The following is a 14,309-nucleotide window of genomic DNA, read 5'->3' as shown; positions in this document are numbered from 1 at the left end:
TCATAGGGTTGCTTAAAAAACCCTATGGATGATTGTTAAATGTAAAAGTATCATTAAATAAAAAAGTATCATTAAATAAAAAAGTATCATTGAATAAAAAAGTGATGATTGAAAAAACAGGCTGAAAAATTGAATATTTACGCGTTTTTTAAGATGAGTAATAAACTTACTGTCGAAAATTAAACCCATAAATAAATGTTATAGATTTTCTTTAAATATTAATTCAACAAAAACACCTGTTATTATTGAATAAATCAAGGCGAGCAATTTTAGTTGTTTTTTCCCTAATTTTATTCAATAATATTGCCTATTATTTATTTCAATGAAAACCTATCAATAATATTAGGCTATTCAGTTTTTTTGTGTTTTATTGTAATTTATATATTGACAATAATATTTTTATTCTAAATTTTGATTGATGCTTTTTAGATATTATCTTGTATATTTTGATAACTTTTATTTATGTTTATAAGGTGAGTTAAAATTAGTCGATATTTTTTAGAGGGTGGGTATTTGTTGATTATTTCGTTACTGCGTCGTTGGTTATTTTTTTAGGAGGGTATTTTGACGGTTCAGGTAATTGGTTATGCTCGGGTGTCAACCAAGGAGCAAGATTTGTCTTTGCAGTTGGATGCTTTGAGTAAATACGGTTGTGATCGAATTTTTACTGATAAGCTAAGTAGTGTGAAAGAACGCCAAGGGTTAACGGATGCGTTAGGGTATTTACGTGAAGGTGATACCTTGGTGGTTTGGAAGCTCGATCGGTTGTGTCGTTCCCTACCCGATTTGATTAAGATTAGTGAGCAAATTCGGATGACGGGTGCACAGCTTGTGAGTATTACTGAGAGTATTGATACGAGTACGCCTGCCGGTCGGTTGTATTTTAATATTTTAGGAGCACTGGGTCAGATGGAGCGTGAGCTGATTCAAGAACGGGTAAAGGCGGGTCTTGCGGCAGCGCGTCGCCGTGGTAAAGTCCCGGGTAAGCCTAGGGTGAGTGAGGAGAAGCTTGAACTCGCTCGTCGGGAGTTGTCTGCTGGACGGACTTATCCTGAGGTGGCAAGAATTCTAGGGGTGCATCCGCAGACGTTGTATCGGTTGGTGCCGGTGAAAAGTTTAGAGATCCAATGACTAGGCCTTTCCAAGTAGGTCTAATACTAATATTGATGTATGCTGAAAAAAATAGAGAAGAAGACCTAATAAAGCCACATCACTAACTCAACACTTTCTGTATTGCTAATAAGACGCCTACCACCACGGCAAATAAAATAATTAGACTTAAAAGGTGGTTATGTTTGGCTAACAGCCCTCTACCCTGAACATTTTCTTTATGATCAAGCTTGACCATTTCCAGACATTGTGAGATGAAAGCTAAGCTAGCAGCGGTAGCTTTTTTAGAATGATAAGGTTTTGGCTGATTGGCAAACCCAGGTAATTCTTCTTGGGTTGGTCTTACTTGTTTTTTAAATGATTGCCAATATTGTCCGTTGGCATTGAGCTGATAAAAGGCAGGACTGGTTTCAATATCATTGTCACCGTAATAAAGCCACTGCTGGTATAAATAACTGCCCTCCCAAAATCTAGCTGGTAGTATGGTGACAATGCCTTCGCAATCATCATGTACCAAAATAGGAATGATATTCATGGATAATTTGCCATTGGGCAGATGTGGGCGCCATAGAAAAGTACCTGTTGTTATGAGTGGTAATGCGCTTAATGCGGATGGGACTCGCTGTATATGGCGCTCTTGTTCATCGGTCACATGTTCCGCATAGCGTCTTAGCTCAGGGTCATCAGGGGTGGTATGTTTTAGGGCGTACAGTTGACTTGCTACATTAGTTAGTTGATAGGAAGGGGTGCGCCTAGTTGGGTCATATACGATATCAGCCGGACAGGAAAAAGCTTTATCTTCATCAAACAGAAATTTGTTAGCTTGTACAATGGCTGCCCAGACAAGACGTCCCTCACTGTAGAGTTTACCAAGATGATTGATTTGTTCGATAAGCGGGTCATTATTGAGCATCCAGCTAGGTGGCACAATCTGTAGGTACGCAAGCTCTTTTTCTTGCATGTGTGCCAGTGTTTCAGCTAAGTTAATATTTAAGACTTGTGATAGTTTAATTTCTTCTTGAAGTTCTTTGCTCATGCTGGTCTCAAAAGATACAAATTAGATTATTGCAATAATTTATAATAAACAATTTTCTAATCTTAGCGTATCCAGCTTTCTTATGACAAATCCATTGCTATTTCTTTTTTCATATTTTGTTTTTTTATTGGTTTATTTGGAGTGTGAATAGTAGCTTTAAGCGATAGTAAGCAAGGAAAATTAAATCTATGAAAAACAATAGGTTTTCGTGAGTTTGTATTTATAATATTATTTGTGGACAATATTTTATATATTAATTTTATTTATGTTACGTATATAAAATTAATATTTTTCTTATAAACAGACATTTTTTAATTTTTATATGACTGTTGAAACCTTATCATTTATCTTGACAAGGTTTTATCATAAGCTTCTCGTTTTTCAAGAACTTTATCCAGTAACGCAATACCTGCAGTAATATCGCCTTTAGCGGCTCGAGCTTTGAAGCGAGTTTCAATATCTTGTTTAGCAATCATTATGGTCATGGCTTCATCAATCAGTTTATTAACACTAACCCCACGAGATACTGCAAGGCTTTTGATACGCTCATGTTTTTCTTCAGTTACTCTAAGTGTGATAACGGACATTATGTATCTCCAATAATTGTTTAGGGGTGATGACTTTAAAACTATCAAAGATTAATTCGCTTTGGCGAAAGTCTTTTAAATTCTTCGTAATGATATAATCAGCATTTCCCGCTACAGCCAATTCAACAATAAAATTATCCCCTTCGTCTTTGAGATTGGGTCGCCATAGATAGCTGACATCAATCAAGCGACATACTGAATATAACGCATTAAATAGGACTTCTCGCTCTGTAAAGATTAATGCCACAGGGTGGTCGAATACGGACTCACGTCCAATTAGGTCTTCATACTCAAACAATAGCGCATGACTGACTAAAGGCGTAAAGTTCCCCGTTAGGCAACCACGAATGACTAAATTGTCATATCGGGAGCCTAAACAAGCCCCGACGATGATATTAGTATCTAAAATAATTTTCATAAAAATGCTATCGTATGTGATAGCACTTAGTATACAAGATAACGATTTAATAATCAAATTTTCTTTTTTTACTTGAGCATAGTTCGCCTATCAATTTCCGCTCGCAACTTACTGGATAATGCTCTTAATTTAATAGAAGTGAATACCAGCGCTTTTTTCTGTTGTATTGTATATTGCAACCATTGATAATTTATATTTCGCCTCTCCTTATACTTAGTGGGCGGCAATTCATTCATTTGCTGATGGCATTTTAGGTTTTAATATTCTTTTTAGTACATTGAATAAAAGTTGCTTAGGCTAAAATTGTCCGAATTCGGACAATTAAAATTTATTCCTTTACACATTCCAAAACAATATTCTTGAATCTAGCATTTACTTATATTAGTATAACAATCAACATAAATCTTCCTTTCATTCAAGAATAATATCCTTATGAATCAAAAAAACACCAAAGTAGTAACAATTGCCAACCATAAAGGCGGCTGTGGTAAAACAGCAACCGTTGTCCATCTTGCTGCTGAATTAGCTCAACTAGACTTATCAGTTCTAGTAATTGATCTTGACCCGCAGGGTAATGCAAGCACTCATATCGGTATAAAACATCCCAGTGAAGTGTCTGTAACTATCAAAGATTTGTTATTGGGTGGATATTCTAAATTAGTAGAAGCCGTTCAAGAAGAAACTAACTTTAAAGGGGTACATTTGATAAGTTCTTCCCTATCTTTGACAACCGAGGAAGACAAAATCAAAGACAATGAGCCTCGACCCTTAGAAGTTTTAGGGCGAATTATCAAGCCACTATTAGGGGTTTACGATGTGATCTTAATTGATACGCCACCAAGCTTACGCACATTGACCGGTAATGCTCTGTCCTGTGCCACAGATTATATTATTCCTATTTTTAGTGGTTCTCAATACGGTATGTATGGCGTATTAGATTTGCAGGCTTATATTGAGAAAATTCGATACATTAATCCAAACTTGAATTTATTAGGTGCATTACTCATTCGGCATGATGAAAGACAGCTCATGTGCCGGGCTATCAAAGAATCCGCGAAAGAACAAATTGGTAAGGTTATTCCGATTGATATTTCTTCGAGTAATAATATTGACAAATCTGCAGCACTCAAGGTTAGTATCCGAGAAGTCGATGCAACTGCAAAGATTGCAAGGAAATTTCGTCAATTAGCAATATGGGTAGCGAAAGAAACTGGATTAAAACCAGAATTACAACTGACTACTGTAATTGAAGGAGAGGAAGAAAATGACTAGTCAGCTTCAATCTTTGTTGAAAGAAAAAATCAATGCCAATATCAAAGCACATGGGCTTGCAGACAAAGAGTTTGTGGAATTTGACAGTTATCAGTCAGGAAAAATTGAACAAATTCCCGTTGATAAAATTAAACCCAACAATGCTCAACCTCGTTTAGAATTTACTGATGAATCGTTAGATAAGCTTGCTGATTCAATCAATGAACTGGGTTTGCTTCAACCTATCAGCGTGCAAAAGAAAGGGGATTTCTACAACATTGTAGCGGGAGAAAGACGTTTTCGAGCGGTTAAAAAGCTTGGCAAACAATTTATTGATTGTATTATAATTACAGTAACTAATGAGAACAACGCTCTATTGGCGTTAGCAGAAAATTTAAGCCGTGAAAACTTATCAGATTATGAAATAGCTAAAGCAATTATATCTTTTAAATCGAATTTTCCTTCCAAGACCGAATATGCGAAAGCTTTAGGTATTTCTAGACAGAAACTTTACAAATTATTTGCTTTTGAAATTTTAGATAATGATTTACTAGCTAAATTAGATAATCATCCTAACATCATCTCGGCCGATACTATTGAGCAATTAGCCACACTAAGAAAACATCTTAATATTCCTCATGATGAATTTTTACCGCTTCTTTCCGAAGGGTTTGATTTAATTATCAGTAGCCACTTGAAGCAAAGTAAGTTACCAGACTTTATAAAAAATAAAGCTAATAACTCTCTATCAAATCAACATCCTACTAATACCAAGGTAAGGAAATCTTACAAGAAAGAAGGTAAGACTATTGGAAAAATCATTCAAACTGATAAGAAATTTATTGTTGAGCTTGAAAGTCTTAATTTGAATGAAGCCGATTTAGAAAAAGTTGAAGTATTTTTTGATAACTTACTTTCTAATAGTTGATTTACACTTGAACATCCAAGTGTGCGAATCAAACAATTTAATTGATATTTTATTTTTTAATTTTTTGCAAAATACTCGAAAAACGTATTTATATTAAATTTGGAAGTTTTAGTAAATCATATAAAAGTGTCCGAATTCGGACACTTTTTTGTTTCCATAGTATTCAGAAAATAAGTCAGATCTTAATACCAATATCTTTCATTGCATTTTTAAAATATATTCTAAACATAATATCCTTATGGGCGGTATTATTTTTTCTCTGTACTATAAATTGTTTTCCTACGATCGGTATAGAAGATATTTGAACTTGTACGCTATCAAGAATCAATTCTTGTTGCATAGAGGTCAGTTGTTCATAAAAAGAAATGAAATTCTCATTATGTTTTCTTATATTCTCTTGAGTTATTTTATTTTTATTTTCAATTATTTTTTCTTGATTGATTTTACTTTCAATCTCTTTATTTTTTAAAGATGAGAATTCCTGTGATTTCCTATATTCATCCAATCCCCAGCCTTGAGATTTTGCTATTTTAAGGATATTTTTTTTATGTGTCGGGTCAGTAATCTTTTTTTGGGCAATATAGTCTTTTGCTTTAGACGTGATAATCAATAACTCTTCTTTATTATAATTTTTTGATCCTTCAGAATGTTTACCTTCAAGAGGCATAGCTTTCTTAAATTGTTTACTTGATTTATTGTTCTCACTTTCCTTGATAGTAAAGTAAAATTCAAAGCCGACTATTTTTCTTCCTTCTTTCTTTTGAATATAGTTAGTCGTAATATCCGTGAATTTATTAACTTGTTGGACTGCTAAATCTAATACTCTATTTTTAAAATTGCTCATTAAAATATATTCTGTTTTTTTAATGCCTAAACAGAACCGCAATTCTTCTAAGGAAATTTTAAGAATCTTAGTATCTCGCCACCGAATTAATAATTCATAAAGTCTAACCGCATAACGACTTTGTAGATTCACAATTTGTTGTAATTCATAACTGGTAAATTTTTTATTTAATCCAACAATCAGTGGAACTACATCTGGTGAAAATTTAACACTTACGCAAGCTTCTTTATCGACATATTCGATCCAGCTAGTCAGGTTATACCCGCGATGTGCGATATTGTTATTCTTATTTTCATACCTATATATGAATTTGGCGTCTAAAAGTCCCTCGACACCATTCTTAAGGCATTCATAAGCAGTATGACGTTCAACATTAAAAGCCTCCATATATTCGCTAGCATGAATAACAAACTCATTTAACAATGTTTCTTCAACCTTATCGCTATTTTTTCTTGCTTTAATAATCGCTAAAAATATGATTCTTTGTTCGACTAAATCTAGACTATGACTTGCTTCAATAAAGTCATTATCTTTAACTATTAAATCAGTTTTTGAAATATTAGGATTTGCCATAGAATTAAGATGAAGCATTTGTAATTAGATATAAATTCTAAATTAAACTTTATATAAATACAATATAAATATATTGTATTTATAATGCTCGGAAAACGTATTTATAATGCTCGGAAAACGTATTTATAATGCTCGGAAAACGTATTTATAATGCTCGGAAAACGTATTTATATAATAAAAAATCCTTGTATAAATAATTGATTATAAATACAAAAAAAATTGATTTTATCGCTATAAAACAATAAAAATATATAAAACAATAAAAAGATTCTTAATTAGATTAATGTCAAAATATAGAAAAGCTAGCAATATAACTTTATATTTGATACCCCCCATTTAACTCGAAATAAGCAACTCAACCTGAAGTGGCGGATTGCCTAACTGTCTATTGATTACAAAGCAGAAGTTATGAGCCAAGATTTTACGCATAAATCTGTGGGATAAATGCTATAAATCTCTAGCTCTCACCTTTTGCGTATTAGACCACTGTGATAACTGACCAATCAGCGTCTCAATATTTCGACAAGCATTTTTAAGACGATTTATAACACTAAGCGGTCTTTTATCGGACATATTTTTTCTAAGCGGCTTTTGCAAATCAACACACCACTTAAAGCAATACTCGTATAAATCAGGACTTATATAACCCATATCTGCACCTAATAAGCCTTTGATATTATCAAGCATATCAGGTGCAAATACACTTTCATTTATCTTAGTAGAGGCAAAGGTAAAATTGGTTATCATGCCTGATAGATTGATAAGTAAGAAGCACAGCATGGTGACATCATCGTGATCCGACTATTTAGTGAGTTTACCGTCAAAGAGCTCCATCTCTGATACGGTGGTGATGATTCAAGCGGTGCGTGAGGTGTTAGATAAAACCTATAAAGACGGCTTGAAATACGCCAAAGCCGGAGTGATGCTATCGGGGATTTGTGAGTATGCTGAGACCATGAGTGATTTATTTGAGATGCCGGATGAAAAAGCGCAGGTGGAGTCTGAGAAGTTAATAGCGGTGATGGATGAGATTAATCAGCAGTTAGCACATGCTCTACCGGGTAGGGCAACCACCAAATTGTTTCTTACCAGTACCGCTATTGAGAAAAACCAAACTTGGCAGATGAGCCGAGCATTGTTAAATCCGTGCTATACCACTAAATTATCTGATTTATTAGGCATCGATTAAGGGATTAGACCATGTGTGCCAACTTTCAACCGATTACCCAAGCGCAAGCTTCACGCTTTACCAATCAGCAGTTAAGCTTTGACTTTAAAGACGATATCTATTCAGGCTATGAAGCCCCCTTGCTGTTTGCTAACCTCTTATCAAATACGAGTGGCGATCTGCGATGTTTGGGATGATTCCTAAATGGGCCAAAGACACCAGCTTTGCTAAACACACCTACAATGCCCGTAGTGAAACGGTGATGGACAAACCGAGTTTTAAACGCGCTTGGTACAACAACCAGTTTGCGTTAATCTCGGTACAAACCATCTTTGAACCCAAATATATTGAGGGTAAGGCCCATCGCTATGGCATTGAACGCGAGGATGGTGAGCGGTTTACCGTAGCCGCTTTAGATGAAATTGTGAAGATAGGTGAGCAAATCATTCGTTCGATGACCATGCTGACCATCAATGCCGATAATCATCCTTTCATGTCACAATTTCACAAGCCTGAAAATGAAAAACGCTCGATTGTGGTGATTGAACCTGAACATCGCCAGGATTGGCTCAATATGCATCATAAGGACGCGTTTGAGCTACTTAAACCGATGGGTACTGGGTATGTAGCAGAACATTGGCCAAAGCCGAAAAAACCGCTTAAAACGGCGCAAATGGATGTGTTTAATGGCTAGGGTAGCGGTTATATGACTGACTTACACCCATGATTGATTAATTTAATGACTTCAACCCCAATGACAGCAGATACGCAATCTCAAATAGATGCCATCTTTAACCAAGTTGCTCAGTACAACCAACAGCACGATACCAGCAAACCATTATTCTTTGATACCGAAACGACCGGAGGCGGCAGGAATGATCAAATCATCGAAATTGCGTTTTGTGATAGTGATCGAAATCTGATTATCGATACGCTAATCTACACAGATAGACCGTCTAGCCCAGGCGCATTTAAGGTGCATGGTATTTATCCTCATGAGCTGATAGGTAAGCCTACCTTTATTGATATTCAACCCGCGATTGTACAGTTGCTCAAAGGAAGAACCCTGTATGCTTACAATGCCAGCTTCGATGTGCGTATGATGCGGCAATCAGGTCATAAGCTTCGCTTGCAACAAGTAGATGTCAAATGCCTAGCCAAGCAGTTTGCTGATTTTATCGGGCAATACTCAGCGTATTTTAAAGCCAATCGCTATTTTAGCCTAAGCAAGGCTATGGCTCACTTTGGAGTAGAACATAGCAATGCGCACCGAGCTGCGGCCGATGCACTCGCGTGTGTGACGGTGTGGGAGGGGATGGTGAAAAGTCATCATTGGGATTATTAGTGAATGACCGATTTAGATGACTAAATACATTAAAACGCAAACTGACTACTCAGTTTGCGTTTTTTCTTGCAACTTTGAAGTCTCAGTTACGGTTTCTTTTACAAACAAATCACCTGGGCTGCAATCAAGTAAATCACACAACTTGTCAATCGTATCAAATTCAATTCGTGTTACATCATTGTTATAAAGCCGATATAACGTTGCTCTTCCTAAGTTAGACATCCGATCAGCATCAGCGACCCGAATACCACGTTGAGCGAACAAGACAGGCAAATTAAGCTTAATCATAAAAAAGTTATCTCTGGTGATAAAAAGTTATTGCAGACGATAAAATAATATCGTATATTATTATCACCTAAGATAATTTTTTAGTCTTTGGTGATAAATTAATAGCTAATATTATCGCATAGTTTAGTAATTTATACCAAAACCAATAATATAGGAGAAATCTAGATGATTAATCAGCCGACTATCGAACAATTAATAGATGAAATCACCCTTCAAAAACAAACCAAAATGCGAATTGATAGCCTTTCCCGAGCGCTTATTCAAAACCTTTATATCCCATACTGTGGTGACCTCTATTTTCATCTTAAATTGACTAAAGCCTGTGACAATCACACAGCTATCAAGCGTTGGGTCAATGAAAAATTTACTGAAATAGATACAGGTGACTTTGACAGTAACTATCGTACTTTAAAACAACAGCTATTAGCTATTGATCCTGCCTATGCATAACCAAATGGAGCACAAAATGAATTTACATTATGTCAAGAAAACCGATTTAACTGACTGTGAATTAATGATTTGTCGGGACTATTTTGAACTGCCATTAGATCAATTCAATAACCGACTCGATCACATTTGTCACATCTGTCACTATTACAATATAGACATCAATCAGCTAGTAACTATCACACAAAAAGTGAACGTTTATGATAAAAATATTGTTTGTCAGGAATGCAATATCGGTAGAAAAGTGACAGGCCCCAGATATCAAGTTGAACGCCGATTATTTAATTACATCTGTGATCATTGTCATCATTTTATGCATGATAATTCAATCGTAGGCAATTTATTAAGTGATGATGATTGTCCGTTTTAATTAGCAATCATCTTTATTAGCTTTCAAGCCTATACTCAATACGCACTAAAATACATCGTTAGATTGTGAATTTACAATACGAAACAGTGCACTTATCCTATTAATAGAATTAATTAGCTAACCCATCTCACACTACTAAAAAATATTGAGCATTGCTTTTTCTAGAAAATTTTCTGAGAATTAGTATTAATTTCAACCTGGTTCATTAGCGAGTTTTGAGTTTCATCAGAAACAAAATTAGATAACCACTTTTTCTCACTTTCTTGAAACGCTTCGTTCTCTTTTAGCAGCGATATGAACGCTAGCAACGAAATGTCCAAATGCTGTTCAGACAATTTTTTTAACTCTTCAATGAAAACCATGCCGAATCTTTTATGACGATTTTCGATATAGGATTGTCTTTCTTGTTGATCAAGCTTGACGGCTGCTTTTGCTTTTCGTTTATTTTCTTTCGCTAGTATTTTTGATTTTTCTGCTGCTAATAGCAACTTTAATTTTCTTACATCTGAATCAGACAAACTCGATTTTTTCGAAAGTGCCTTAATTAAAGTATGCTCATCATTAAGTTTGTCCTTGTCTTTAAAAGAATCTATAAGCTTAGCTAACAACTTGCTTTCATTAATAGTAAGTGCGACAGACATAAATAAAATACTCCATATTGTGTACGTAAATAAAATAATAACAATATATAGAATAAAAATAAAGTAGAAGGGTATTGAAATTATTAATTACACCTGTATAATCAAATCAATGATAAATGTAATGGATTAAGGCTTTTCTCAGCCAGCAATGACAGCGTTACCATTTCACTACGTTACATGCCAATCTGTCGCTGACAAAAGTGGGAATGCTTCCCCCTCTTGACACCCCCTAAGTCGCTTCTTTTTAAAATTTATCTTGGATTAAATTTTAAAAAGAAGCGATTTTAAAAGAAATCTAAGTTACGCAATGATGGTTACTGTGATGATAGTCTTTGGATGTTGATTAATGATTTCAATTCATAATAAAAAATCTAACGATGCTGATAAAAGAAAAACTCGTTTAAATCTTCGATTAGATGATAAAGAGTTTGAGTTATTAAAAGCTAAAGCCGAGGGCTTTGGCTTACCACTTGCTAAATTTGTGCGTGTTTCTTTATTGGGATTACCTGAACCGGCAAAGCGTATTCATGATTTACCTGTAATTGACGCTGCCTTGTTAAGGCAATTGGTTAGTATGGGTAATAATGTCAATCAATTAACGCGTTATGCCCATACGGTGTCGTTAGATCCGAAGCAAACGTTAAATACCTTAGCGTTGGCATTTGCATTGCAAAAAATCGGCGATGAGTTACAGCAGTTGCGTGAACTGTATTCACTTAAAAACGTTGAGGAAAATGATTTAAGTATAACAAGTACACATGTCACAGCTGATCAATTTGACTCGCCAAATCTATCAGAATTTGATGAGAACTATTAATGTTAGTGCGATTTTTTGATCATGGCAAAGTAAAAAAAGGCGAACTAACGCGCACCGGTGGCGGCGGTGCAGTACGCAATTATTTGCTCTTTGATAAGAATGATAAAACTAAACCTCGCGTTGGCGCCCGATTAATCTATGGTAATGATAGTGATACGACAGAAGTCATTAACGGCATTAAAAATTCCAAAATTTATACGTCCGGTGTCTTGTCATTTGCGCCTGAAGAATCGATAACTGATGCGCAAAAAGTCGAAATAATTGAGTCGTTTGAACGAAATCTTTTTCCCGGTCTAATGAAAGGTGAGTATTCAGGATATTGGGTGGAACACAAGGATAAGGACCGACAGGAATTACATTTTGTGTTTGCCGAGATTCATCTGCCGACGGGTAAAGCATTGCCTGTGTACTATGTCGGCAAAGATTTTGATCTTGTCGATTCATGGAAAGATTTAATCAATATCGATTATGGGTTAGAAGACCCCAACGATCCAAAACGGAAACGGGCTTATCGATTAAAAGGGTATGAGTATAATCAACAAAAGCAACAAGAAATTGATGCTCAAGCAAATTTGGCGGGACAAAAAGAAAAGAAGGTTTTTATCGAAGAGCAAATTGCGTTGCATTTAATCGAAGCAATTGCCAAAGATGAAAGCATACAGACACAAGCCGATGTGATTGAGCTTATCGGGAGTATGTTTGAGATTACTCGAATCGCAAAAGATGGTAAATCTATCAGCATTAAACATCCCGATGGCGGCAGAAATATCAAATTAAAAGGCATGATTTATGAGCGAGACTTCAAACGCCAAGACCTTGAAACTCTTGGCAGAGAGCAAACAAAAAAGCCAGCAAATCGAAGAGAGCTTCAAGCAGTCAATCAACGAGAGCGTGACAAACGCCAGCATCGATTGGCGCAACGCTTTGCAAAACGTCGTGGCTCAGATAGACAGCTTGATAAAAGACTTCGTTCAGAACTCACAGAATTTAAGCAGCGAACAGATCAAACAAGCCCAGAGCCAGATCAACTTATTGATTCAGCAATTGAACGTGCTGAGTCAAAGCGTAGCGCAGCAATCGCAAGCGATATCAAATCAGATAGAGATCACCAAAACGACAGTGATAAGCGATCTGCAAGCACTTGGTCAAACGGTGAGCCACGAGAGCGAAAAAAGCGCTCAGCATCATCAGAATCGACAGGAACAACTCCGCGACGACATCGACCAGCAACACCATCAAACCTGCGAGCTAGTCGAGACGACTATCCAGCAGGAGCAGATGCTGATACAAAAAATGGTCAAACGTTACTCGAGGATTGGAATGCAAATGGGAGTGATGCTGGGCGCACTGATAATGGTGCTATTTATTCTAGCGCTTTTCAATTATCATCAATACAACCAATTACAACAGACCCGTCAACAGATCGCGCAAAGTCAAAGTCAATTAAAGACACTCAATCAGCTCAATTACCGTACGCCTATTCAAAATCAAGTTCTCTCGCTGATCGATATCCAAGCGCTGGCAAATGGTGGTATCAGTATCGCCAGCAAAATTCCCAAGAACGCCTCGTGTCAGCAGAGCGGCTTCGGTTATCAGACGCTTTATATTATCCAAAACCCTTATTATCATCCTTAGAGAATGTCAACCATGCAGCCTATTTCTATCCAACAACTGGTTATCGACAGCTTAGCGACATTATCGAACGATTTGCACAACAAAGTGGACCGGACACTCAGTCAGCTAGAAACACAGCAATCCCAGACCATCGACTCTCTCATTCAAAAGCAGCTGGCATTGATGTTACCGAACTTGTATCAACAGCTGTTAACGCATCTCAATCAGCAGATAAACCAGAAGACCCAGCAGCACAATCAGCAAATCACAGACTACTTGGACGAATTAGACAAGCTTCAGACCGCCGAGATAGCAACACTGAAACAAGGACGAAAAGAATTTCAAAACTTACAAGACAAAATCCAATCAACCTTGAGCCACTTGGATTCTATACAGCCCGTCGACGAAAGCAAGTTCGAAAGTTCACTGACCGATTTAAAGAATTCGATTCAGACGTTAAAGATCAGTACTTCCGAGAGCAACAGCGAACAGCAAAGCTTAGAAAGCTTAATCAGCGAGCTAGAAACATTAAAAACGGATATGACGAAGACGCTCGCGAGTTTAAAACAGCAGCAGCAAGCTTTGGCAGACTCGTTGTTACAGTTTCAGCCGTTGTTAAAGCCGTAGTTGACTTATTCAGAAAGTTATTTAATGCGATTAAACAACAAGCATATGGCTATGCCAGTGAAGGAGTGTTATATCACCAAAATCCAGATGGCTCAAAAGGAAAACAGGCAACTACGCAAGAAACTCGAGATTATATCGATGCGCATCCTTATGATTTATCGGGTTATGCAAAGCTTAAATTAACTATTAATAACCCCAGTTCGACATAAGCTATACCCTAAGGCTTTGAATTAGCAAGCAATCTT

At 36.3% G+C, this 14,309-nt stretch carries 15 protein-coding genes and 1 pseudogene; 9 read left to right on the top strand and 7 right to left on the bottom strand.

Going from position 1 to position 14,309, the window contains the following annotated elements; genetic code table 11:
• Positions 1-564 precede the first annotated feature (564 nt).
• Complete coding sequence (locus tag RT422_RS11995; protein ID WP_284035358.1) at positions 565-1,131, top strand: recombinase family protein; 567 nt, start codon at positions 565-567, stop codon at positions 1,129-1,131.
• Between the two features lie 82 nt (positions 1,132-1,213).
• Here RT422_RS11995 and RT422_RS11990 read toward each other — a convergent pair whose 3' ends face one another.
• The 3 genes from RT422_RS11990 to RT422_RS11980 all read right to left on the bottom strand — a co-directional run bounded on the left by RT422_RS11990 (position 1,214) and on the right by RT422_RS11980 (position 3,151).
• A complete protein-coding gene (locus tag RT422_RS11990) occupies positions 1,214-2,146 on the bottom strand; it encodes a hypothetical protein (protein ID WP_313422501.1) in 933 nt (310 codons plus the stop codon).
• 344 nt (positions 2,147-2,490) lie between these two features.
• Positions 2,491-2,733 (bottom strand): toxin-antitoxin system HicB family antitoxin, encoded by a 243-nt coding sequence (locus RT422_RS11985; RefSeq protein WP_313422499.1) that lies wholly within the window; start codon positions 2,731-2,733, stop codon positions 2,491-2,493.
• A complete protein-coding gene (locus tag RT422_RS11980; RefSeq protein ID WP_100271341.1) occupies positions 2,714-3,151 on the bottom strand; it encodes a putative toxin-antitoxin system toxin component, PIN family in 438 nt (145 codons plus the stop codon). Before RT422_RS11980 ends, RT422_RS11985 begins: the two co-directional genes overlap by 20 nt.
• Positions 3,152-3,583: 432 nt before the next feature.
• Between RT422_RS11980 and RT422_RS11975 the strand changes: the two genes are divergently transcribed.
• A complete protein-coding gene (locus RT422_RS11975) occupies positions 3,584-4,423 on the top strand; it encodes a ParA family protein (RefSeq protein ID WP_313422495.1) in 840 nt (279 codons plus the stop codon).
• Entirely contained in the window at positions 4,416-5,330 is a 915-nt protein-coding gene (locus tag RT422_RS11970; protein ID WP_313422491.1) for a ParB/RepB/Spo0J family partition protein, read from the top strand. Before RT422_RS11975 ends, RT422_RS11970 begins: the two co-directional genes overlap by 8 nt.
• A 175-nt stretch (positions 5,331-5,505) precedes the next feature.
• Here the strand turns inward: RT422_RS11970 and repM are convergent, their stop codons facing one another.
• Positions 5,506-6,747 (bottom strand): replication initiation protein RepM, encoded by a 1,242-nt coding sequence (gene repM / locus RT422_RS11965; RefSeq protein ID WP_313422489.1) that lies wholly within the window; start codon positions 6,745-6,747, stop codon positions 5,506-5,508.
• A 447-nt stretch (positions 6,748-7,194) separates the two neighbouring features.
• Positions 7,195-7,527, bottom strand: a complete 333-nt coding sequence (locus RT422_RS11960; protein WP_284035351.1) for a transposase — start codon at positions 7,525-7,527, stop codon at positions 7,195-7,197.
• A 28-nt stretch (positions 7,528-7,555) separates the two neighbouring features.
• Here RT422_RS11960 and RT422_RS11955 point away from each other — a divergent pair, with 28 nt between their 5' ends.
• The 3 genes and pseudogenes from RT422_RS11955 (at position 7,556) to RT422_RS11945 (ending at position 9,260) form a co-directional block, all read left to right on the top strand.
• Entirely contained in the window at positions 7,556-7,936 is a 381-nt protein-coding gene (locus tag RT422_RS11955) for a DUF4113 domain-containing protein (RefSeq protein ID WP_284035352.1), read from the top strand.
• 11 nt (positions 7,937-7,947) lie between these two features.
• A pseudogene (locus RT422_RS11950) lies at positions 7,948-8,609 on the top strand (SOS response-associated peptidase family protein).
• A 45-nt stretch (positions 8,610-8,654) separates the two neighbouring features.
• Positions 8,655-9,260 carry a 3'-5' exonuclease gene (locus tag RT422_RS11945; protein ID WP_284035353.1) on the top strand — a complete coding sequence of 202 codons (606 nt, stop codon included), beginning with the start codon at positions 8,655-8,657 and terminating at the stop codon, positions 9,258-9,260.
• 45 nt (positions 9,261-9,305) lie between these two features.
• Here RT422_RS11945 and RT422_RS11940 read toward each other — a convergent pair whose 3' ends face one another.
• Positions 9,306-9,548: a helix-turn-helix domain-containing protein gene (locus tag RT422_RS11940; RefSeq protein ID WP_036600518.1), complete on the bottom strand. Its 243-nt coding sequence runs from the start codon at positions 9,546-9,548 to the stop codon at positions 9,306-9,308.
• 165 nt (positions 9,549-9,713) lie between these two features.
• Between RT422_RS11940 and RT422_RS11935 the strand changes: the two genes are divergently transcribed.
• Complete coding sequence (locus RT422_RS11935) at positions 9,714-9,998, top strand: hypothetical protein (RefSeq protein ID WP_100271355.1); 285 nt, start codon at positions 9,714-9,716, stop codon at positions 9,996-9,998.
• Positions 9,999-10,526: 528 nt separating this feature from the next.
• Here the strand turns inward: RT422_RS11935 and RT422_RS11930 are convergent.
• Complete coding sequence (locus RT422_RS11930) at positions 10,527-11,006, bottom strand: hypothetical protein (protein ID WP_284035355.1); 480 nt, start codon at positions 11,004-11,006, stop codon at positions 10,527-10,529.
• Positions 11,007-11,352: 346 nt separating this feature from the next.
• Between RT422_RS11930 and RT422_RS11925 the strand changes: the two genes are divergently transcribed.
• Both RT422_RS11925 and RT422_RS11920 read left to right on the top strand, forming a co-directional pair.
• Positions 11,353-11,823 carry a MobC family plasmid mobilization relaxosome protein gene (locus tag RT422_RS11925; protein WP_284035356.1) on the top strand — a complete coding sequence of 157 codons (471 nt, stop codon included), beginning with the start codon at positions 11,353-11,355 and terminating at the stop codon, positions 11,821-11,823.
• Positions 11,823-14,273, top strand: coding sequence for a relaxase/mobilization nuclease domain-containing protein (locus tag RT422_RS11920; RefSeq protein ID WP_313422482.1), 2,451 nt, complete (start codon positions 11,823-11,825; stop codon positions 14,271-14,273). Before RT422_RS11925 ends, RT422_RS11920 begins: the two co-directional genes overlap by 1 nt.
• Positions 14,274-14,309: the final 36 nt, after the last annotated feature.

It is taken from the genome of Moraxella sp. CTOTU49803 (genome assembly GCF_032097965.1).
Taxonomy (GTDB): Bacteria; Pseudomonadota; Gammaproteobacteria; order Pseudomonadales; family Moraxellaceae; genus Faucicola; species Faucicola tetraodonis.
Note: the sequence above shows the minus strand (reverse complement) of the source record. Positions and strands in the feature narration are given on the sequence as shown.

Coding starts and splice junctions, on each gene's coding strand:
- RT422_RS11990 (WP_313422501.1), bottom strand. CDS start 2,146: ATGAGCAAAGAACTTCAAGAAGAAATTAAACTATCACAAGTCTTAAAT.
- RT422_RS11985 (WP_313422499.1), bottom strand. CDS start 2,733: ATGTCCGTTATCACACTTAGAGTAACTGAAGAAAAACATGAGCGTATC.
- RT422_RS11980 (WP_100271341.1), bottom strand. CDS start 3,151: ATGAAAATTATTTTAGATACTAATATCATCGTCGGGGCTTGTTTAGGC.
- RT422_RS11975 (WP_313422495.1), top strand. CDS start 3,584: ATGAATCAAAAAAACACCAAAGTAGTAACAATTGCCAACCATAAAGGC.
- RT422_RS11970 (WP_313422491.1), top strand. CDS start 4,416: ATGACTAGTCAGCTTCAATCTTTGTTGAAAGAAAAAATCAATGCCAAT.
- repM (WP_313422489.1), bottom strand. CDS start 6,747: ATGGCAAATCCTAATATTTCAAAAACTGATTTAATAGTTAAAGATAAT.
- RT422_RS11960 (WP_284035351.1), bottom strand. CDS start 7,527: ATGCTGTGCTTCTTACTTATCAATCTATCAGGCATGATAACCAATTTT.
- RT422_RS11945 (WP_284035353.1), top strand. CDS start 8,655: ATGACTTCAACCCCAATGACAGCAGATACGCAATCTCAAATAGATGCC.
- RT422_RS11940 (WP_036600518.1), bottom strand. CDS start 9,548: ATGATTAAGCTTAATTTGCCTGTCTTGTTCGCTCAACGTGGTATTCGG.
- RT422_RS11935 (WP_100271355.1), top strand. CDS start 9,714: ATGATTAATCAGCCGACTATCGAACAATTAATAGATGAAATCACCCTT.
- RT422_RS11930 (WP_284035355.1), bottom strand. CDS start 11,006: ATGTCTGTCGCACTTACTATTAATGAAAGCAAGTTGTTAGCTAAGCTT.
- RT422_RS11925 (WP_284035356.1), top strand. CDS start 11,353: ATGATTTCAATTCATAATAAAAAATCTAACGATGCTGATAAAAGAAAA.
- RT422_RS11920 (WP_313422482.1), top strand. CDS start 11,823: ATGTTAGTGCGATTTTTTGATCATGGCAAAGTAAAAAAAGGCGAACTA.